The organism is Ruegeria sp. K5 (assembly GCF_056531805.1).
The window spans coordinates 60,037-79,023 of record NZ_JBQFML010000006.1; the positions used below are offsets into that span (position 1 = coordinate 60,037).

At 60.1% G+C, this 18,987-nt stretch carries 17 protein-coding genes; 13 read left to right on the forward strand and 4 right to left on the reverse strand.

Features of this window, described 5'->3' with window-relative positions; genetic code table 11:
• Positions 1-33: 33 nt before the first annotated feature.
• From ACR0MO_RS15820 to ACR0MO_RS15840, 5 genes are all read left to right on the forward strand, one after another.
• On the forward strand, positions 34-942 hold the full coding sequence (locus tag ACR0MO_RS15820) for a DMT family transporter (protein WP_480892216.1): 909 nt from the start codon (positions 34-36) through the stop codon (positions 940-942).
• An 81-nt stretch (positions 943-1,023) separates the two neighbouring features.
• Positions 1,024-1,596, forward strand: coding sequence for a choline-binding transcriptional repressor BetI (gene betI / locus ACR0MO_RS15825; protein ID WP_170454908.1), 573 nt, complete (start codon positions 1,024-1,026; stop codon positions 1,594-1,596).
• A complete protein-coding gene (gene betC, locus ACR0MO_RS15830; protein ID WP_170519983.1) occupies positions 1,593-3,101 on the forward strand; it encodes a choline-sulfatase in 1,509 nt (502 codons plus the stop codon). Before betI ends, betC begins: the two co-directional genes overlap by 4 nt.
• An 88-nt stretch (positions 3,102-3,189) precedes the next feature.
• Entirely contained in the window at positions 3,190-4,848 is a 1,659-nt protein-coding gene (gene betA / locus ACR0MO_RS15835; RefSeq protein ID WP_480892219.1) for a choline dehydrogenase, read from the forward strand.
• Positions 4,849-4,926: 78 nt separating this feature from the next.
• A complete protein-coding gene (locus tag ACR0MO_RS15840) occupies positions 4,927-5,166 on the forward strand; it encodes an HP1242/YdcH family protein (RefSeq protein ID WP_170454901.1) in 240 nt (79 codons plus the stop codon).
• A gap of 73 nt (positions 5,167-5,239) precedes the next feature.
• Here ACR0MO_RS15840 and ACR0MO_RS15845 read toward each other — a convergent pair whose 3' ends face one another.
• Both ACR0MO_RS15845 and ACR0MO_RS15850 read right to left on the reverse strand, forming a co-directional pair.
• A complete protein-coding gene (locus ACR0MO_RS15845; RefSeq protein ID WP_170519989.1) occupies positions 5,240-6,640 on the reverse strand; it encodes a helix-turn-helix transcriptional regulator in 1,401 nt (466 codons plus the stop codon).
• Positions 6,641-6,705: 65 nt separating this feature from the next.
• The gene (locus ACR0MO_RS15850; protein ID WP_480892222.1) at positions 6,706-7,911 is read right to left on the reverse strand and encodes a multidrug effflux MFS transporter; all 1,206 of its coding nucleotides are present in this window, start codon (positions 7,909-7,911) and stop codon (positions 6,706-6,708) included.
• 183 nt (positions 7,912-8,094) lie between these two features.
• Between ACR0MO_RS15850 and ACR0MO_RS15855 the strand changes: the two genes are divergently transcribed.
• From ACR0MO_RS15855 to ACR0MO_RS15865, 3 genes are all read left to right on the forward strand, one after another.
• Positions 8,095-9,627, forward strand: coding sequence for an acyl-CoA carboxylase subunit beta (locus ACR0MO_RS15855; protein WP_170519996.1), 1,533 nt, complete (start codon positions 8,095-8,097; stop codon positions 9,625-9,627).
• A gap of 113 nt (positions 9,628-9,740) precedes the next feature.
• Positions 9,741-10,226, forward strand: coding sequence for a DUF6497 family protein (locus tag ACR0MO_RS15860; RefSeq protein WP_170520000.1), 486 nt, complete (start codon positions 9,741-9,743; stop codon positions 10,224-10,226).
• Between the two features lie 136 nt (positions 10,227-10,362).
• On the forward strand, positions 10,363-10,713 hold the full coding sequence (locus ACR0MO_RS15865) for a hypothetical protein (RefSeq protein ID WP_170624363.1): 351 nt from the start codon (positions 10,363-10,365) through the stop codon (positions 10,711-10,713).
• A gap of 80 nt (positions 10,714-10,793) precedes the next feature.
• Here ACR0MO_RS15865 and ACR0MO_RS15870 read toward each other — a convergent pair whose 3' ends face one another.
• On the reverse strand, positions 10,794-11,942 hold the full coding sequence (locus ACR0MO_RS15870; RefSeq protein WP_480585144.1) for a DcaP family trimeric outer membrane transporter: 1,149 nt from the start codon (positions 11,940-11,942) through the stop codon (positions 10,794-10,796).
• 650 nt (positions 11,943-12,592) lie between these two features.
• Here ACR0MO_RS15870 and ACR0MO_RS15875 point away from each other — a divergent pair.
• Both ACR0MO_RS15875 and ACR0MO_RS15880 read left to right on the forward strand, forming a co-directional pair.
• Positions 12,593-12,796, forward strand: coding sequence for a hypothetical protein (locus ACR0MO_RS15875; protein WP_170454887.1), 204 nt, complete (start codon positions 12,593-12,595; stop codon positions 12,794-12,796).
• 119 nt (positions 12,797-12,915) lie between these two features.
• Positions 12,916-14,961: an acetyl-CoA carboxylase biotin carboxylase subunit gene (locus tag ACR0MO_RS15880; RefSeq protein WP_480781604.1), complete on the forward strand. Its 2,046-nt coding sequence runs from the start codon at positions 12,916-12,918 to the stop codon at positions 14,959-14,961.
• A 76-nt stretch (positions 14,962-15,037) separates the two neighbouring features.
• Here ACR0MO_RS15880 and ACR0MO_RS15885 read toward each other — a convergent pair whose 3' ends face one another.
• Positions 15,038-15,484, reverse strand: a complete 447-nt coding sequence (locus ACR0MO_RS15885; RefSeq protein WP_170454883.1) for a DUF4174 domain-containing protein — start codon at positions 15,482-15,484, stop codon at positions 15,038-15,040.
• 165 nt (positions 15,485-15,649) lie between these two features.
• On the opposite strand from ACR0MO_RS15885, the gene scpA reads away from it, so the two are divergent.
• The 3 genes from scpA (at position 15,650) to ACR0MO_RS15900 (ending at position 18,968) form a co-directional block, all read left to right on the forward strand.
• Positions 15,650-17,776 carry a methylmalonyl-CoA mutase gene (scpA, locus tag ACR0MO_RS15890; protein WP_480892225.1) on the forward strand — a complete coding sequence of 709 codons (2,127 nt, stop codon included), beginning with the start codon at positions 15,650-15,652 and terminating at the stop codon, positions 17,774-17,776.
• Positions 17,777-17,880: 104 nt separating this feature from the next.
• Positions 17,881-18,483: a VOC family protein gene (locus ACR0MO_RS15895; protein WP_480585149.1), complete on the forward strand. Its 603-nt coding sequence runs from the start codon at positions 17,881-17,883 to the stop codon at positions 18,481-18,483.
• The gene (locus ACR0MO_RS15900) at positions 18,480-18,968 is read left to right on the forward strand and encodes an N-acetyltransferase family protein (protein WP_480585151.1); all 489 of its coding nucleotides are present in this window, start codon (positions 18,480-18,482) and stop codon (positions 18,966-18,968) included. The genes ACR0MO_RS15895 and ACR0MO_RS15900 overlap by 4 nt, the downstream gene beginning before the upstream one ends.
• The last annotated feature ends 19 nt before the right edge of the window (positions 18,969-18,987 follow it).

Here is an 18,987-nt window from a genome sequence, read left to right on the forward strand (position 1 = left end):
TTCCCGACCGGGTTTCGGTGTTCAACCAAAGCCATGAACACCCTTGCCGTTTCATCCCGCCCGATCGCAGGCATGTTCTGGATGTTTTCCGCCGGGCTGTGCTTTGTTGTCATGACCGCGCTGGTGAAATCGCTCGGCTCGACGATGGACCCCATTCAGGCGGCGTTCCTGCGCTATGCTCTGGGGCTTGTGTTTCTGCTGCCCGCGCTGCGATCCATTCTGGCCACCCATCTCAGCAAACGCGATCTGACGCTGTTCGGGCTACGCGGCGTGATCCATGCGGGCGCAGTGACGCTGTGGTTCTATGCGATGACCCAGATCCCATTGGCAGAAGTTACCGCAATGAACTACATGACGCCGGTTTACGTCACTCTTGGGGCTGCGCTGTTTTTGGGCGAAAAACTCGCCTTTCGCCGGACCGCTGCCATTCTGGTCGCGGTGGTGGGCGTGCTTATCATCCTGCGCCCCGGATTCCGAGAGGTCTCGACCGGGCACATAGCGATGATCGGTACCGCTCTGACGCTGGGCGGGTCTTACCTGTTGGCCAAGCTGCTGGTGCGCGACATCCCGCCCTCGGTCGTGGTGGCGCATTTGTCGATCTGGACGACGCTGGCTTTGATCCCTTTCGCCATTGCGGTCTGGAGCGCGCCCAGCCTGCGCGACATCGGTGTTCTGTTCCTGATCGCCACTTTCGCCACTGCCGGGCATTATTTCATGACGCTTGCCTTGCAGGCGGCCCCGGTTGCGGTGACGCAGCCGGTAACGTTCCTGCAACTGATCTGGGCGACCTTGCTGGGCGCCGCTGTGTTTCACGAAGGCGTTGACGTGTGGGTGGTGGCTGGTGGTACGTTGATCCTTGCGGCGGTCAGTTTCATTTCCTGGCGCGAATTTGTGCTGAACCGCCGCGACGTGACCCCACCCAGCATCGCGACCAAGCTGTAACCCGGCGCGGCTTCGTTATTGATTGACGAGTCAATAAAAACGCCCTAGCTTTGGCGTGTAGCGCCAGTTCAGGGGGTAGGGATGCCGAAAGTCGGAATGGAACCAATCCGTCGCGATGCGATTGTCCGTGCCACGATCGCCGAGCTTGGCGTGAAGAAATCCCTGGACGTCACGGTCAGCCAGATCGCCAAGCGGGCGGGCATGTCCAGCGCGTTGGCCCATCACTATTTCGGTGGCAAGGACCAGATCTTTCTGGCGGCCATGCGACAGATTCTGTCGGATTTCGGGGCCGAGGCACGGGCCGAGCTCAAAGCTGCCGCCCCGACCGAGCGCGCGCAGGCCATTATCCGCGCCTGTTTTGCCCCTTCGTGTTTCTCGCCGGATGTGATCGCCGCCTGGATGACATTCTATGTTCTCGCGCAGACCAATGATGATGCGCTGCGGTTGTGGAAGATCTATCAGGCGCGGATCCGGTCGAACCTGATCGTCGGGCTGCGGCCCTTGCTCGACGATCCGGTGGCTGCTGCGGAAGACATGACCGCGCTGATCGACGGGCTATATATCCGCGCGGCGCTCAGCGCGCCCGAAGACCCGCAACTGGCCGTGAACCATGCGATGCGTGTCCTCAACACTCTGCTCGAGGCTGAAAAATGACAAACCCGAACATTCTGATCCTGATGGTGGATCAGCTGAACGGAACCCTCTTCCCCGATGGTCCCGCGGAATGGCTTCATGCACCGAACCTTAAAAAGCTGGCCGAACGTTCGACCCGGTTTGCCAATGCGTATACGGCGTCCCCGCTTTGCGCGCCGGGGCGAGCGAGCTTCATGTCCGGTCAGTTGCCCTCGCGCACGGGGGTATATGACAACGCCGCTGAGTTTCGTAGCGATATCCCCACCTATGCGCACCACCTGCGCCGGGCGGGCTATTACACCTGCCTGTCGGGCAAGATGCATTTCGTCGGCCCCGACCAGTTGCACGGGTTCGAGGATCGCCTGACCACCGACATCTACCCCGCCGATTTCGGCTGGACCCCTGATTATCGCAAACCGGGCGAACGCATCGACTGGTGGTACCACAACATGGGCTCGGTCACAGGCGCGGGCGTGGCCGAAATCTCGAACCAGATGGAATATGATGATGAGGTCGCCTACAACGCCAAGGCCAAGCTTTACGATCTGGCCCGGGGCAAGGATGAGCGCCCGTGGTGCGTGACCGTCAGCTTTACCCATCCGCACGATCCGTATGTGGCGCGCCGGAAATACTGGGATCTCTATGAGGATTGCGAGCACCTGCTGCCCGAGGTCGCAGACCTTGGCTATGACAATCAGGATCCGCATTCGCAGCGCATTTTCGATGCCAATGACTGGCGCAGCTTTGACATTACCGAAGAGAACATCCGCAAGTCCCGCCGGGCCTATTTCGCCAACATCTCGTATCTTGACGACAAGATCGGCGAAATCCTTGAGGTACTGGAAAGCACCCGGCAAGAGGCGATCATCATGTTTGTCTCGGATCACGGTGATATGCTGGGCGAGCGTGGTCTTTGGTTCAAAATGACCTTCTACGAAGGTTCGGCACGTGTACCGCTTATGATTTCCGCGCCGGACCTGCCTGCCGGACGGATCGATACGCCGGTTTCGACCATCGACGTCACGCCGACCTTAGGCGCATTAGCAGGCGTGGATATGGCCGAGATCGCGCCTTGGACCGATGGCGAAAACCTTGTGCCGCTGGCGCAGGGCGAGGAACGCACCACACCGGTGGCAATGGAATACGCGGCCGAGGCGTCTTATGCGCCGCTGGTGTCGCTGCGCTATGGCAAATGGAAATACAACCGCTGCGCGCTGGACCCGGACCAACTGTTTGATCTGGAAAACGACCCGCAGGAATTGACCAATCTGGCGGGCAATCCGGAACACGCAGGCACGTTGCAAACCCTGCGCGCCAAATCCGAGGCACGCTGGGATCTCGACCGGTTCGATGCTGATGTCCGCGCCAGTCAGGCCCGCCGCTGGGTGGTTTATGAGGCGTTGCGGCAGGGCGGTTATTACCCCTGGGATTACCAGCCGCTGCAAAAGGCCTCGGAACGCTACATGCGCAACCACATGGATCTGAACATCGTCGAGGAAAGCCAGCGCTTCCCGCGCGGCGAATAACCTCTTCATCTTTTTGAAAATACTCCCGCCGGAGGCGAATTGATTATGCGACGGATAATCTGGGCTGGGGGGCAAAGGAGACCCGAAAATGGAAGCTGATTTCGTCATTGTGGGTGCCGGTTCCGCCGGTTGCGCGATGGCCTATCGCCTGAGCGAGGCCGGGGCCTCGGTTCTGGTGATCGAGCATGGTGGCACGGATGCCGGACCGTTCATCCAGATGCCCGCCGCGCTGAGCTACCCGATGAATATGTCGCGTTATGACTGGGGCTTTAGCTCGGAACCCGAGCCACATCTGAACAACCGCCGTCTGGCTTGCCCGCGTGGCAAGGTGATTGGCGGGTCGTCCTCGATCAACGGCATGGTCTATGTGCGCGGCCATGCGCGCGACTTTGACACCTGGGCGGAAATGGGGGCCGATGGTTGGTCCTATGCCGATGTGCTGCCCTATTACAAACGGATGGAGACCTGGCACGATGGCGGCCATGGGGGCGATCCCGAATGGCGCGGTACGGATGGTCCGCTGCATGTCTCGCGCGGCCCTCGCGAAAATCCGCTGTTCCAGGCTTTCGTCGATGCAGGTCGGCAAGCGGGATACCAAGTCACGGGCGATTATAATGGCGAACAGCAGGAAGGCTTTGGCCCGATGGAGCAGACCGTCTGGAAAGGGCGGCGCTGGTCGGCGGCGAATGCTTATCTGCGGCCTGCGCTCAAACGGGACAATTGCGAAATCATCCGCGGTCTGGCGGCGCGTGTGGTGATGGAAAACGGACGCGCCACCGGTGTCGAGCTGGTGCGTGGGGGAAAGACCGAAATTATCCGCGCCCGGCGCGAAGTGGTTCTGGCCGCATCGTCGATCAACTCTCCCAAACTGCTGATGCTGTCGGGGATCGGCCCTGCGGCCCATCTGGCCGAGCATGGGATCGATGTGGTCGCAGATCGCCCCGGCGTGGGTGCGAACCTTCAGGATCATCTGGAGCTTTATATCCAGCAGGCCTCGCTGCAGCCGATCACGCTGTACAAGCATTGGAATCTGATCAGCAAAGGGCTGATCGGGGCGCAATGGCTGTTCACCAAAACCGGGCTTGGTGCCTCGAACCAGTTCGAAAGCGCGGCCTTTGTCCGGTCGAAACCGGGTGTGGAGTATCCCGATATTCAGTACCACTTCCTGCCTATGGCTGTTCGGTACGACGGGCAGGCAGCGGCCGAGGGGCATGGGTTCCAGGCGCATGTCGGTCCGATGCGCTCACCCTCGCGCGGGGCAGTTACCTTGCGGTCGAGCAGGCCCGAGGATGCGCCTGTTATCCGGTTCAATTACATGAGCCACGAAGAGGATTGGGAGGATTTCCGAACCTGCATCCGCTTGACCCGCGAAATCTTTGGTCAGGATGCCTTTAAGCCCTATGCGGGGAAAGAAATTCAGCCGGGCGCAGATGTTCAAAGTGATGAGGAATTGAACGGCTTCATCGCGGAACATGCCGAAAGCGCCTATCACCCCTGCGGCACCTGTCGGATGGGGCGGGCGGACGACAAGATGTCCGTTGTCGATCCCGAAGGTCGTGTCATCGGTGTGGACGGTTTGCGCGTCGCCGACAGCTCGGTTTTCCCGCAGATCACAAACGGCAACCTGAATGCGCCGTCGATCATGGTTGGCGAGAAAGTCTCGGACCACCTGCTGGGTAAAGACGCGTTGCCAAAGGCCAATGATCGCCCGTGGATTCACCCGAAATGGGCCATTGCGCAACGGTGATTTGATCCGCGTCAAAGCGGGGTGAGGCAGCGACCTGTAGATGTGACTTGCAATGACATAATTCAGGAGCGAACAGGAATGTCCCACACCCCGCATGAACTGGCCGAAGAGTTTCCGGACAAGGTCGAATTGATGAGCCAGCTCAAGCAATCGGACGCGCATTTCGCCCGGTTGGCCGAGGAATATCACGAGATCAATCGCGTCGTGCATCGGGCCGAAACCAATATCGAGCCGATGGAAGATCTGGCTGAGGGTGAGATGCGCAAGAAACGCGCAGCCCTGAAAGACGAGATCTGGGCGATTCTGTCAAAAGCCTGAGCCATGTGGCGGGGGCTCTGCCCCCGTCGCGGCAGGCCGCGACTCCCCCGGGATATTTTCAGCCAGGTGAAGTTCAGGTGACCTGATAGGGCAGGGTGCCGCGGGTATGGGTGTCGATGGTGAGGCGACGTTCCAACGGCGGAACCGAGCGCTGGTGGCAGGTTTGCCGCTCGCAGATGCGGCAGGAAATGCCGATGGGCTCGTAGGCGCTGGCGTTGTTGATGTCGAGGTTGTCGGCATAGACCAGGGCTTGGGCGTGGCGCACCTCGCACCCCAATGCAATGGCATAGCGGCGGACGGGCGCGCCATAAGATCCGCCCGATTTCGAAACATCTGTGGCCAACGAGATATAGCGGACGCCATCCGGCGTTTCCGCAAGTTGCAACAGGAAGTGACCGGGTGTCTCAAACGCGCGGTGAACGTTCCACAGGGGGCAGGCACCGCCGAAACGCGCAAATTGCAGCCGCGTGGCCGAGTGGCGTTTGGTGATTGTTCCGGCCTGATCGACGCGTACGAAGAAGAACGGGATACCCTTTGCGCCGGGTCTTTGAAGTGTGGACAGGCGGTGGGCGATTTGTTCGATTGATGCGCCGAACCGGGTGCTGAGCAATTCCAGATCGTGCCGGTAATCCTGTGCGGCGGCCAGAAATTTGGCATAGGGCATCAGGGATGCGCCTGCAAAGTAATTGGCCAGCCCGATTTTGGCGATCGAGCGCGCCTCTTCGCTTTGGAATTTGGCGAAATCCAGTGTGGCTTCGAGGAGTTTGTCCTGGCTGATCAGGGCCACTTGCAGCAGCAGTTGAAAAACCTGCGTCTGTGGTGCGGTCCGTGAGGACAGGCGCAGCGTTTTGCTTTCGGCATCATAGACGCGCAGGTCCTCGATATCGGAAAAGACGACCTGAATCCCGCGCTCGGACAGGCTGCTGAGGGCGGCTTCTCGTATGCCGCCCGGCTCTTCAGCGCGGTTGGCGAACAGTTCGGCGGCGCGGTCGACGGCGTCGATATAGTTGTCGCAATAATGGAAGAAATCCCGCACCTCTTCCCAGGGGCTGGCCTGGGTGCTGGCATCCTCGCGCCCCAGCGCTTCGTCCAGCGATGCCAGACGTTCGTGGGTCTGGCGGTAAGTGCGGTGCAGTTCGATAAAGGCGCGGGCAAGGGCCGGAGCATTCGAGGCCGTCAGGCGAAGATCGGCCAGCGGCGGGACCGCGTCGGCAAAGACCGGATCGGCCAGCGCCTCGCGCATGTCCGACACGAGGCGTTCGCTGTCACCGGTGCTGAGCTCGGTGACGTCCATGCCGAATTCCTGCGCAAGCGCCAGAACCACCGTGGTCGAGATCGGGCGGTTGTTGTTCTCCATCTGATTGAGGTAGGGCAGCGAGACGCCGAGTTTTGCGGCGAATTCCCGTTGTGTCAGGGACAGTCGTGTGCGCATCTCGCGCAGTTTTGCACCGGCGTAGAGTTTCTGGGTGGCCATGGAGTGCCTTTGCAACTTTACTTCTGTTGCAGGCTAACTTTGCAAACCCACAATGGCAAGCGATGTTAAAGGCCCAATTGCCGCTCGCGCCAGATCACGGTGCAAATCGCGCAGATGGCCAGGATAGCGGTGGTCAGCATCAGCCAAAGCAGCGGCATGGCGCCCGATTCCACGGTCAGCAATGCGCCGGCCAGCGCGCTCAGGCCGGCCCCGCCGCCCAGCATGATCGCCCCGCTGAGGCCCGAGGCCGTGGCCGCCAGATGCGGGCGTACGGACAGGGCGCCGGATGTGGCGTTTGGGATGGTCATGCCGTTGCCGATGCCCACAAAAGTCATGAAGCTGAAAAAGCTAAGTGCCGTCCCCATTCCGGTCAGGAAAATGACTGCAGAAATGGCGACGCCGGTTGCGTTAAGAATGCTGCCCCACAGAACCATACGGTTGACGCCAAAGCGGACAGAAAACCGACCGCTGAGGAAATTGCCGAGGAAGTACCCGACGGCAGGCGCGCCAAAGTAAATGCCGACCTCGGCCGCGCTCAGGCCAAAAACCTCGGTTCCGATGAAGGGTGCGCCACCGAGATAGGCAAAGAATGCGCCTGACGAAAACGCTGAAGACAGCGAATAGCCCCAGAAGCGGGGGGATTTCAGAAGCTCGGGGTATTCGCGGAATTGCTGGATCAGGGTTTTGCCGCTTTTGGCCGAGGTCTCGCCGAAGTCCACATATGTCAAAAGAAGCGTCAGTGCGCCCAAGGCAAATGGCAGCCAGAAATTGGCCTTCCAGCCGAAGGTCTCTTCGAGCAATCCGCCAATGGCGGGACCGATCATCGGAACCACCGCCATGCCCATTGTGACATAGCCGATCATTGATGCGGCTTGGTCCTGATCGTATAGATCCCGCACGGCTGCCCGGCTGAGGACCATGCCGACAACAACCACCGCCTGACACATGCGGAAGGCCAGAAATATCTCGGCAGTTGGGGCGAAAATACAACCCAGCGTGGCCAGCAGGAACAGCGACAGCCCCCACAGAAGAACCGGTCTGCGCCCCGCTTTGTCAGCCAAAGGGCCGAGGAGGATTTGCAGGACAGCGTTCACCAGCAGGTACAGCGCGATGGACAGTTGCATGACCTTGTAATCGGTCTCGAAATGCAGTGCCATGTTCGGCAGGCTGGGCAGAAACAGGTTCATGCTGAGCGCGGCGAGGCCAGACAGCAAGACAAGTGTGCCGATCTTTGGGGGTGTGCGGCGGGCCGGTGACGTTCTGAACTGCATAGTTCACATGTATAGCTGCGGTTCCGAGGAATGCCAGACGGGTGCTGCTGCCACGTCAGCAATTTGCACTTTTACAGTTTTCCAAAATGCAGTTGCCAAAACTTTGCAAATTTGCCGAAAAGGGCTTTGGTCGGATCACAACTGCATATACTGTCCGTCCAAATTTAATAGGGGATACGCGCCATGAAAGACATCCTTTCCGAGCTTGAAGACCGTCGCGAAGCCGCCCGTTTGGGTGGTGGGCAAAAGCGAATTGATGCACAGCACGGGCGTGGCAAACTGACCGCGCGCGAGCGGATCGAACTGTTGCTGGATGAAGGCAGCTTTGAAGAGTTCGACATGTTTGTCAGCCATCGCTGCACAGATTTTGGGATGGATAAACAAAAGCCTGCCGGTGACGGTGTGGTGACCGGCTGGGGCACGATCAATGGCCGTATGGTCTATGTGTTCAGCCAGGATTTCACCGTGTTCGGCGGCTCTCTGTCAGAAACGCACGCTCAGAAGATCTGCAAGATCATGGATATGGCGGTGCAGAACGGCGCGCCGATCATCGGCATCAACGATTCGGGCGGTGCGCGAATCCAGGAAGGTGTTGCCTCGCTTGCCGGTTACGCCGAAGTGTTCCAGCGCAACATCACGGCCTCGGGCGTTGTGCCGCAGATCAGCGTGATCATGGGCCCCTGTGCCGGTGGCGCGGTGTACAGCCCGGCGATGACGGACTTTATCTTCATGGTAAAGGATTCGTCCTACATGTTCGTCACCGGCCCCGACGTGGTGAAAACCGTCACCAACGAGGTCGTGACCGCCGAGGAACTGGGTGGCGCATCGACCCACACCAAGAAATCGTCCGTCGCGGACGGCGCATTCGAAAACGATGTCGAGGCGCTTGCCGAGGTGCGTCGTCTGGTCGATTTCCTGCCGCTCAACAACCGCGAGAAGCCGCCGGTTCGCCCGTTCTTTGATGAACCGGACCGCGTCGAGAAATCGCTGGACACGTTGGTCCCGGACAATCCGAACACGCCCTATGACATGAAAGAGCTGATCACCAAGATCGCGGATGAGGGCGATTTCTACGAAATTCAGGAAGATTTCGCCAAGAACATCATCACCGGTTTCATCCGTCTCGAAGGGCAGACGGTCGGCGTTGTGGCCAACCAGCCGATGGTTCTGGCCGGTTGTCTGGACATTGATAGCTCGCGCAAGGCCGCGCGGTTCGTGCGCTTCTGCGACTGTTTCGAGATCCCGATCCTGACTCTGGTCGACGTGCCGGGCTTCCTTCCCGGGACGCAGCAGGAATATAGCGGCGTAATCAAGCACGGGGCCAAGCTGCTGTACGCGTATGGCGAAGCAACCGTGCCGAAGGTCACCGTGATCACCCGCAAGGCCTATGGCGGTGCTTATGTTGTTATGGCGTCCAAGCACCTGCGCGGCGATTTCAACTATGCCTGGCCCACCGCTGAAATCGCCGTGATGGGCGCCAAGGGCGCGACCGAGATCATCCATCGCGCCGATCTGGACGATGCCGAAAAGACGGCGCAGCATGTGGCGGACTACGAAGACCGCTTTGCGAATCCGTTCGTGGCGGCCGAGCGTGGCTTTGTCGATGAGGTGATCATGCCGCAATCGACCCGTCGCCGGGTGTCGCGCGCATTCGCCAGCCTGCGCGGCAAGCAGCTGAAGAACCCGTGGAAAAAGCACGACAATATTCCGTTGTAAGCCTACGGGGTGGGGCAACCCACCCCATCCGGCCCTTGGCCGGGTAACGCGAAAAACAGGTCAGAACTCACCGCCAAATGAGGCAGGTTTGACAATAGCCGATAAATAGTTAAATGATCCGTCCCACCAGACATAGAACCGCGCAGGCCAACAGCACTGCGCGCGCGACTCCGGAAGGAGGAGCCTGCCGTCGGTGGGTCCGGGGTCGCGCCATTGGTCTGGTCTTGTCCGTTCTTGGCACCGCAACCTTTGCGCAATCCGACGTAACCTTGCCGGTTCCGTCAGGGCAGCCGGTGCACCTGAACGATGTCTTGCTGGACAATAACCCCGGAGAGCTGTGGGTGCGGTTCCGGTTCATCGCTCCGAAGATCGGCGCGACGGTGGGACGGATCGGATATGATGTGGCATCGCAGGACATGGCGCATCTGTGCCAGACGCTGGCGGTGGCCTATGTTGCGCAGCATGAATTGGACCCGGCGCTGGTGATCATTTCGCTGGCCGATCGCCCGATCGAGTTCGGCAACACGGCACCGGATGCCACGCAATTCTTCGAAGCCTACAGGCTGGAATCGTCAGATTGCATCTGGGAGGGGCTTTGATCATGTCCTTCGGGTTTCACGACCTCAGCGCGCCGCAGGCCAAAGCTGCCATATTCGGGGTGCGCCGCATGAAAGCGCCCCATAAAGGCTGTGTTATTTCCCGTCTCGGTGCTACCCGGGGCACGGAGGTAACGACATGCTGAAACATCGTGGATTCCCCGGACGTCTGGCCGGGACAGATTTTCAATTCACCATCCGCCGCGCCAACCCCAAGGGCGTGACGCCGATCACACGGCGCGAGCGGTTTCGGGATCGCAAACCGGCGGACCGGCGGGCTGATGCGGCGTTCATGGAAGCGCTGTGGCACCATTTCGGAGATCAGCCGTTTGAACGCGGCAACCTGGATGCAGGCCGGTTAAGCTGGCTGTTCGGGCGCGAGGTTGTTCCGGCGGAAGATCCGTTTGATCCGGCAAGCTATGATGCGCTGCTGGTGATCGACCCGGATGCGGCGCGTGCGTCGTTCCCTGATCTGTTTGGAGCGGCCTGATCATGCAGAGGCCGATGCCGCATAATCTCGTCCGGTGTGGCAAGACCCCGCCCAGAAATGGGCGAGGCCGATTTGCGGTATCAGAAGTTCAGCTGGGCGGCGACTTGTACCCGGCTGCCATCGAAGGTGTCGCCGGAATTCACGTCATTCCGCTCACCGTAGATGTACTCGGCGCTGAGCGTCAGGTTGTCGGTGGCCTTGTAGAAGGCGTTGACGTGGATCGTCTCAAGTTCGGTGAAGGCCAGATCGCCGGTCGAGGTGGGGAGGTCGTAATCCTCGCGACCGTAGGCGATGCCGACATTCCACTTCGGGCTCAGATCCTGCCGGAACTCTATCGTGTAGCCGTCGACATCGTTGGCCTGCCCACCGACGATTGGATCACCAAGGCCGATCAGGTAGGGGCCAAGCGCTTCGCCGGTCACGTAGTTGACTTGGAACAAGCCGCCCTGCCACGGACGGATCGAACCGGACAGTGTAAAGCCGGTCTGATCCACCTCGACGCTACCGGACTCAGCCTTGCCGTAGAGCGCCGACGCACGCGCGATGTACTTGCCATCATTGTACTCCACCGCACCGGTCAGAACCGGATCGTCCGAGTTCGAGCCGCCTACGTTCTCTTCAACAGACACTGCGAAAGTAGTGTTCGCGCCAATGGTGTTCGTGTAGCGCACTTGGGGTACGCGAGCGAACGGAATACCAACCGGACCGTTGAATTCGACCGAGGTAGGATAGGTGTCCAGCGGCTGGAAGTTTGTCCAGTACTGACCGATGAGCCAATGATCACCAATGGTGATGTTCGCGTGACGCAGGCGAAGCTCAGCAGCGCCGCCACTGGCAAACAAGTCCAGTTCCAACTGACCTCCGATTTCGCCGATGCTGGTGGGGGTGCTTGTCCGCAAACCGATACGCGATTGGCGGATCGTGGCGCCAAACGTTCCGTCAGTAGCCGCAGAAGGCTCACCGATGACGTTCACAAAAGCCGTGTCTCCCTGATCGAAATCGAAATCGTAGAAGAAGTCGGCTTTGACGTATCCGTAGACGTCCAGAGTGGTGTTTCCGATTCTGAAGTCGCCATTGGCGGGGCCGGACTTGTTGGCCTCGAGCGCTTCGACCCGGGCGCGCAGCGCGTCGAGTTCGGCCTGCGAGGCGTCCTGGGCAAAAGCAACCGTGCCGGTCACACAAAGCGCAGAGGCAGCAAGCAGGATTGCCTTGGTTCGTATGGTCTTCATGTAGGTGTTTCCTTGTGTGCGAGTGTGCGCTCGCACCGTTTCACGCAGTTGTTAGTGAAGGAAATCACGAGAATGGGATCGAAAAAGCCAAACTTCTCAAGCAATTGTGCATTGGTTGCGGAAAATTCTCACGCCAAGGTGAACAGATCGGTCAACTCTATGAATCCGAACGTGTTTCTGCACGGCGGCGAGTCATTGGATTGTGATGCTGCGTGTGCGAATTGTCTCAGCCAGAGAGAAAAATGTAACAGCAATGTGACTGCTGATCACCGCCGTTTGGCGGAAATGTCAGACCCCCGGATCGGCACGATTTTGCGCGGATTTTCGCCGGATGGGCAATTTCCAGCCGGAATCTCGCTTGGAAACAATACTTTGTTTGCGGCCATGATTGTGGCGTGCAACCTGTTCAAGCCGTGCGGCTCTACTTTGCCTGCGCCGCACATGCACCTACTATTCCGTACCCCTTCCTTCCGCGGGCAGGCTTGTGTTCCCCACATAGTCCTGTCCGCGTTTTTCTTTGCGCAGTCTGCAGGCGTAAAGCGGCATAAATCTGCGCAAAACGCGGAAATGCCGCGTCTGATATTGAATAACAAAGCCCAAAACCGGCATCTGCCCTCAAAGCTATCGAGACGACAAAAAGGGCAGACATCATGCGACTCTCACGTTTCTTCCTTGTTGCGGCAACCTGTGCGGGCCTTGCCGCGTGCGGCGACACAACCGGCGAACAGGCCATCCTGGGCGGCGGTGCAGGGGCTGTCGGGGCGGCTGTGCTCAGCGCCGATCCGCTGTTCGGGGCCGCAGTGGGCGCCGCGGGCAACGTGCTCTACTGCAAAACGCAGAACACCTGCCGCTAACCTGAAATTCCCGGGGCGCGTTTCGTCGCCCCGTCCGTCATCGCGCATCACGCCGTCGTGGGGGTCATTCCCTGCGGCGGCGTTGTGCGTTTCCAGAACACCAAGCCAAAGGACGTTCCATGTTCAATAAGATCCTGATCGCCAACCGGGGCGAGATCGCCTGCCGGGTTATCAAGACCGCCCGTAAGATGGGTATCGGCACTGTCGCCATCTTTTCGGACGCAGACAAAAACGCGCTGCATGTGTCGATGGCCGACGAATCCGTGCATATCGGCCCGCCCCCTGCGAACCAGTCCTATATCGTGATCGACAAGGTCATGGACGCCATCCGCCAAAGCGGCGCGCAGGCGGTGCACCCCGGCTATGGCTTCTTGTCGGAAAACGCCAAATTTGCCGAGGCGCTGTCGGCAGAAGGCGTGGCGTTTGTTGGCCCCCCAGTCGGCGCAATCGAAAGCATGGGTGACAAGATCACCTCGAAAAAGATCGCTCAGGAGGCCGGTGTTTCGACGGTTCCGGGGTACATGGGTCTGATCGAGGATGCGGAAGAGGCAGTCAAGATTTCCAACGAGATTGGCTATCCGGTGATGATCAAGGCCAGCGCCGGGGGCGGTGGTAAAGGCATGCGGATCGCGTGGAACGACGAAGAAGCACGCGAAGGTTTCCAGTCGTCCAAGAACGAAGCCGCGAACTCGTTCGGCGATGACCGGATTTTCATCGAGAAATTCGTGACCCAGCCGCGTCACATCGAGATTCAGGTTCTGTGCGACAGCCACGGCAACGGCATCTACCTGGGCGAGCGTGAATGCTCGATCCAGCGCCGGAACCAGAAAGTGGTGGAAGAAGCCCCTTCGCCATTCCTGGACGAAGCGACCCGCAAGGCGATGGGGGAACAGGCCGTGGCTCTGGCGAAGGCCGTGGGTTATGCCAGCGCCGGTACGGTGGAATTCATCGTTGATGGTCAGAAGAACTTCTACTTCCTTGAAATGAACACCCGCCTGCAGGTGGAACACCCTGTGACCGAGCTGATCACCGGCGTCGATCTGGTCGAACAGATGATCCGTGTTGCAGCCGGTGAGCCTCTGTCGATCACGCAGGATGACGTGACCCTGACCGGTTGGGCCATCGAAAACCGTCTGTATGCGGAAGATCCCTATCGCAACTTCCTGCCCTCGATTGGGCGTCTGACCCGCTATCGCCCGCCGCAAGAGGTCGCGGCTGGCCCGATGCAGGTAAACGGCAAATGGCAGGGCGAGGCACCCGAAGGTGAGGCCGCAGTGCGTAACGATACCGGCGTCTATGAAGGCGGCGAGATCAGCATGTATTACGACCCGATGATCGCCAAGCTGTGCACCTGGGCCCCGACCCGTGAGGCCGCGATCGAGGCAATGCGCGTGGCGCTGGACAGCTTTGAGGTCGAAGGTATCGGCCACAACCTGCCGTTCCTGTCTGCGGTGATGGATCACCCGAAATTCATCAGCGGCGACATGACCACCGCCTTCATCGCCGAGGAATATCCCGAAGGGTTCGAAGGTGTCACCCTACCCGAGGGCGATCTGCGCCAGATCGCAGCATCGTGCGCCGCGATGCACCGCGTGGCCGAAATTCGCCGCACCCGCGTATCGGGCCGGATGGACAACCATGAACGCAAGGTTGGCAAGCGCTGGGTCGTCTCGCTGGAAGGTCACGAGTTCGCCGTTCAGGTCAACGCCGACAAAGAAGGCGCGACGGTCAAGTTCGAGGACGGCTCGACCCTGCGCGTGGCCTCTGACTGGACACCGGGCGACCAACTGGCCGTTCTGGACGTCGATGGCAGCCCGCTGGTTCTGAAGGTTGGCAAGATCTCGGGCGGGTTCCGCGTGCGCAACCGGGGTGCTGACCTGAAGGTGCAGGTGCGCCGTCCGCGTCAGGCTGAACTGGCCAAGCTGATGCCGGAAAAACTGCCGCCGGATACCTCGAAAATGCTGCTGTGTCCGATGCCCGGCCTGATCGTAAAGGTCGATGTCGAGGTGGGTCAGGAAGTGCAGGAAGGTCAGGCGCTGTGCACCGTCGAGGCGATGAAGATGGAAAACATCCTGCGCGCCGAGAAGAAAGGCGTGGTTGCCAAGATCAACGCAGGCCCCGGCGACAGCCTTGCCGTGGACGATGTGATCATCGAATTCGAGTGATCATGACCGCGTTTTTGTCATATCTCCAAAGGTATCCGGCGTTTTGCGCTGGGGCCTTCGGGCGTGGCAAAAACGCTCAGCCGCCCTCGCGCCGCTCGCGGATTTCGCGTTCGCGCAGGGGGGTTTTGTCGATGGACCGGCCAATCTCACGCACACTCCACGGCGAGGGCTTGCGCAGTTTGACCACGCCGTCCTTGTCGACAAACACCATCTGGAACCCACGCGGGCGCAGTTGCGACCGGATCGGGGATCGGGCCGACGGATCGGTGTCGGTCAGGACCACCACATCTCGGTCCCGCATGGCCTCTTCCCCCTCAAGCAGCATGTCGACCTGTTGCTGGAACCGGGGGTCGGCTGGCGTGTCTGCGAAGACGATTATGGGCCGGTGGGTCCACAGAAATTCAGACAATTCACTGTCGCCGACCGGGCGGACAAATTCATCATCAGCAGGTGCAGACCCGTCAGCGGCCATCGCGGCCAGCGGGATTAGTGCCGAGAAAACAAGGGCAAGCGTTCTGTTCATGGGGCCTCCTGTCCCGTTGAATATAGCCTCTGCGCGCGCGAATGCGACTGACGAAATGCACATGATGCTCAATTTGTTGCGCGTTGCCCCGACCGATTGGATGCTGATCAACCATACGCACGGATTGCAGCCATCTGCGATCCGAATTGACAAGAGGACCCCTCAATGACCGACACAAAGGATTGGCGCGCGCTGGCCGAGAAAGAGCTGCGCGGACGGCCATTGGACGATCTGACCAAGGAAACGCTGGAAGGCATCGACGTCAAACCGCTGTATACGCAGGAAGACACCGCCGATCTGCCGCATATGGGCTCGCTGCCCGGTTTCGGCCCGTTCACGCGCGGCGTGAAGGCCACTATGTATGCGGGGCGCCCGTGGACGATCCGTCAGTATGCCGGTTTCTCGACCGCCGAGGAATCGAACGCGTTTTACCGCCGCAACCTGGCCGCAGGTCAGCAGGGCGTCTCGGTGGCCTTCGATCTGGCGACGCATCGTGGCTATGACAGCGACCACCCGCGCGTGGTGGGTGACGTGGGCAAGGCCGGTGTGGCCATCGACAGCGTCGAGGACATGAAGATCCTGTTTGACGGCATTCCGCTGGACAAGGTCTCGGTCTCGATGACCATGAACGGCGCGGTGATCCCTATTCTGGCGAATTTCATCGTCGCAGGCGAAGAGCAGGGGCATGACAAATCGCTGCTGGCGGGCACCATTCAGAACGACATTCTGAAAGAGTTCATGGTGCGCAACACCTATATCTATCCGCCCGAGCCGTCGATGCGGATCATCTCGAACATCATCGAATACACGTCGAACGAGATGCCGAAATTCAACTCGATCTCGATCTCGGGCTACCACATGCAAGAGGCCGGTGCGAACCTGGTGCAGGAGCTGGCCTATACGCTGGCCGATGGCCGCGAATACGTGCGTGCCGCGACCGAAGCCGGGATGGATGTGGACAAGTTCGCGGGCCGTTTGTCCTTCTTCTTTGCCATCGGTATGAACTTCTTCATGGAGATCGCCAAACTGCGCGCGGCCCGGACCCTGTGGCATCGCGTGATGACCGAATTCGGGGCCAAATCCGAGCGGTCGAAAATGCTGCGCACCCACTGCCAGACCTCGGGCGTGTCGCTGCAGGAACAAGACCCCTATAACAACGTGATCCGCACCGCTTATGAGGCGATGAGCGCGGTTCTGGGCGGCACCCAGTCGCTGCACACCAACGCGCTGGACGAGGCGATTGCGCTGCCGACTGACTTTTCGGCCCGTATCGCGCGGAACACGCAGCTGGTGCTGCAGGAAGAAACCGGCGTGACCGATGTGGTCGATCCGCTGGCGGGCTCGTATTACATCGAAAGCCTGACCAACGAGTTGATCGAAAAAGCCTGGGCCCTGATGGAAGAGGTCGAGGAGATGGGCGGCATGACCAAGGCCGTGGCTTCGGGTATGCCCAAGCTGCGGATCGAGGAAAGCGCGGCACGTCGTCAGGCGATGATCGACCGGGGCGAAGAGGTGATCGTCGGCGTCAACAAGTACCGCAAGGAACAGGAAGACCCGATCGACATTCTGGACGTCGACAACGTCGCCGTGCGCGAAGCGCAGGTGGCGCGTCTGGAAAGTATCCGTGCCACCCGCGACGAAGCGGCCTGTCAGGCCGCGCTTGAGGCCCTGACCACCACCGCCCGCGAGGGTGGCAACCTTCTGGCCGCTGCCGTTGAGGCCGCCCGTGCCCGCGCATCCGTAGGAGAGATCAGCATGGCAATGGAAAAAGAGTTCGGTCGTCACCGCGCCGAAGTGAAAACGCTGGCTGGCGTCTATGGCGCGGCCTACGAAGGCGACGAAGGCTTTGCCGCGATCCAGAAATCCATCGAGGAATTCGCCGAGACCGAAGGCCGCCGCCCGCGTCTGCTGGTGGTCAAGATGGGCCAGGACGGTCACGACCGTGGGGCCAAGGTGATCGCGACCGCCTTTGCCGATATCGGCTTTGACGTAGATGTTGGCCCGCTGTTCCAGACGCCTGCCGAGGCCGCTCAGGACGCGGTGGACAACGACGTGCACGTGATCGGCATTTCGTCTCAGGCGGCGGGGCACAAGACGCTGGCACCGCAACTGGTCGAGGAACTCAAGAAAGCCGGCGCCGAGGATATTATCGTCATTTGCGGCGGTGTGATCCCGCAGCAGGATTACCAGTTCCTGTATGACCACGGCGTCAAGGCGATCTTTGGACCTGGAACAAACATTCCCGAAGCGGCGCAGGACATTCTGCGCCTGATCAGCGAAGCGCGCGGCTAACAGCGACCGCGGTTTTTCGACGAAAAATCTTGTGGTCCGCCGCCTTTGGCGAAAACATGCGACCAGACCTGCTTGGGTCTGGTCGTTTTGTTGGGAGGGCGCGCATGATACTCGATCATTTGGCCGTTGCGGGCGAGACGCTGGAAGAGGCGTCCGCGCATATCGAACAGGCGCTGGGTGTACCGCTTCAGCCCGGCGGAAAGCACGAGAAATTCGGCACCTATAATCGCCTGCTGGGCTTGCGGGATGGTCTGTATCTGGAAGCAATTGCCATCGATCCGGATGCTCCGGTGCCCGAGCGTACCCGCTGGTTCGATCTGGATCGGTTCGCAGGCAAGCCGCGCCTGACCAACTGGATATGCCGTGTGCCCGATATCGAAGCGTCGCTTGCTTTGTTTCCCGATGGCGTCGGCACGCCGATTGATCTGACCCGTGGGGCATTGCGCTGGCGCATGGCTGTGCCGCCCAATGGCCGCCTGCCTTTTGACAATCTGTTTCCCGCGCTGATCCAGTGGCAAGGCGATTTGCATCCGGCGCAGATGTTGCAGGACAGCGGGTGCAGCTTGCGGCGACTGGTGGTGTACCACCCGGACGCGATGCGTTTGGCGCAGCATCTGGGCGCACTCGATCTGGTTGTCTTTGACACCGGTCCGGTGTCCATGCGGGCCGAGTTTGATACGCCGCACGGGCTGCGCGTGCTGGAATGAGGGTGCGTCAGGCCCAACCTTCGGACGCCGCCGACATTGCCGCGATCAACAACGCGATCATTCGCGACACGCTGGTGACCTTCACAACCGACGAACGCAGTGCCGAGGCGATTGCAGCCGACATCCGCCAACGTGGCCCATCCTATCTGGTGGTCGAGGATCACGGTGCGGTACTAGGCTCTGCCACCTACGGTCCATTTCGGCACGGGCCCGGCTATGCCCGTAGCTGCGAGCATGCGATCTATTTGGCCCCAGATGCGCGGGGCAAAGGCGCGGGGCGGGCTTTGATGACGGAATTGGAAGCCGCCGCATGTGCTGACGGAATCCATGTTCTGGTCGCCGGGGTGTCCTCGGCCAATCCTGCGGCCATTGCGTTTCACAAGGCGTTAGGGTTTCAGCAGGTCGGCCTGATGCCGGAAGTGGGGTTTAAATGGAACCGGTGGTTGGATCTTGTGCTGATGCAGAAAATTCTTGCCACTGAGTGACCTGTTCCACCTGACAGTC

What these genes read in the sequence shown, in the direction of transcription:
- ACR0MO_RS15895 (WP_480585149.1), top strand. Translation starts at nt 17,881, where the DNA reads ATGATACTCGATCATTTGGCCGTTGCGGGCGAGACGCTGGAAGAGGCG.
- scpA (WP_480892225.1), top strand. Translation starts at nt 15,650, where the DNA reads ATGACCGACACAAAGGATTGGCGCGCGCTGGCCGAGAAAGAGCTGCGC.
- betI (WP_170454908.1), top strand. Translation starts at nt 1,024, where the DNA reads ATGCCGAAAGTCGGAATGGAACCAATCCGTCGCGATGCGATTGTCCGT.
- betC (WP_170519983.1), top strand. Translation starts at nt 1,593, where the DNA reads ATGACAAACCCGAACATTCTGATCCTGATGGTGGATCAGCTGAACGGA.
- ACR0MO_RS15850 (WP_480892222.1), bottom strand. Translation starts at nt 7,911, where the DNA reads ATGCAGTTCAGAACGTCACCGGCCCGCCGCACACCCCCAAAGATCGGC.
- ACR0MO_RS15860 (WP_170520000.1), top strand. Translation starts at nt 9,741, where the DNA reads ATGATCCGTCCCACCAGACATAGAACCGCGCAGGCCAACAGCACTGCG.
- ACR0MO_RS15820 (WP_480892216.1), top strand. Translation starts at nt 34, where the DNA reads ATGAACACCCTTGCCGTTTCATCCCGCCCGATCGCAGGCATGTTCTGG.
- ACR0MO_RS15865 (WP_170624363.1), top strand. Translation starts at nt 10,363, where the DNA reads ATGCTGAAACATCGTGGATTCCCCGGACGTCTGGCCGGGACAGATTTT.
- ACR0MO_RS15875 (WP_170454887.1), top strand. Translation starts at nt 12,593, where the DNA reads ATGCGACTCTCACGTTTCTTCCTTGTTGCGGCAACCTGTGCGGGCCTT.
- ACR0MO_RS15880 (WP_480781604.1), top strand. Translation starts at nt 12,916, where the DNA reads ATGTTCAATAAGATCCTGATCGCCAACCGGGGCGAGATCGCCTGCCGG.
- ACR0MO_RS15870 (WP_480585144.1), bottom strand. Translation starts at nt 11,942, where the DNA reads ATGAAGACCATACGAACCAAGGCAATCCTGCTTGCTGCCTCTGCGCTT.
- ACR0MO_RS15845 (WP_170519989.1), bottom strand. Translation starts at nt 6,640, where the DNA reads ATGGCCACCCAGAAACTCTACGCCGGTGCAAAACTGCGCGAGATGCGC.
- ACR0MO_RS15840 (WP_170454901.1), top strand. Translation starts at nt 4,927, where the DNA reads ATGTCCCACACCCCGCATGAACTGGCCGAAGAGTTTCCGGACAAGGTC.
- ACR0MO_RS15900 (WP_480585151.1), top strand. Translation starts at nt 18,480, where the DNA reads ATGAGGGTGCGTCAGGCCCAACCTTCGGACGCCGCCGACATTGCCGCG.
- betA (WP_480892219.1), top strand. Translation starts at nt 3,190, where the DNA reads ATGGAAGCTGATTTCGTCATTGTGGGTGCCGGTTCCGCCGGTTGCGCG.
- ACR0MO_RS15885 (WP_170454883.1), bottom strand. Translation starts at nt 15,484, where the DNA reads ATGAACAGAACGCTTGCCCTTGTTTTCTCGGCACTAATCCCGCTGGCC.
- ACR0MO_RS15855 (WP_170519996.1), top strand. Translation starts at nt 8,095, where the DNA reads ATGAAAGACATCCTTTCCGAGCTTGAAGACCGTCGCGAAGCCGCCCGT.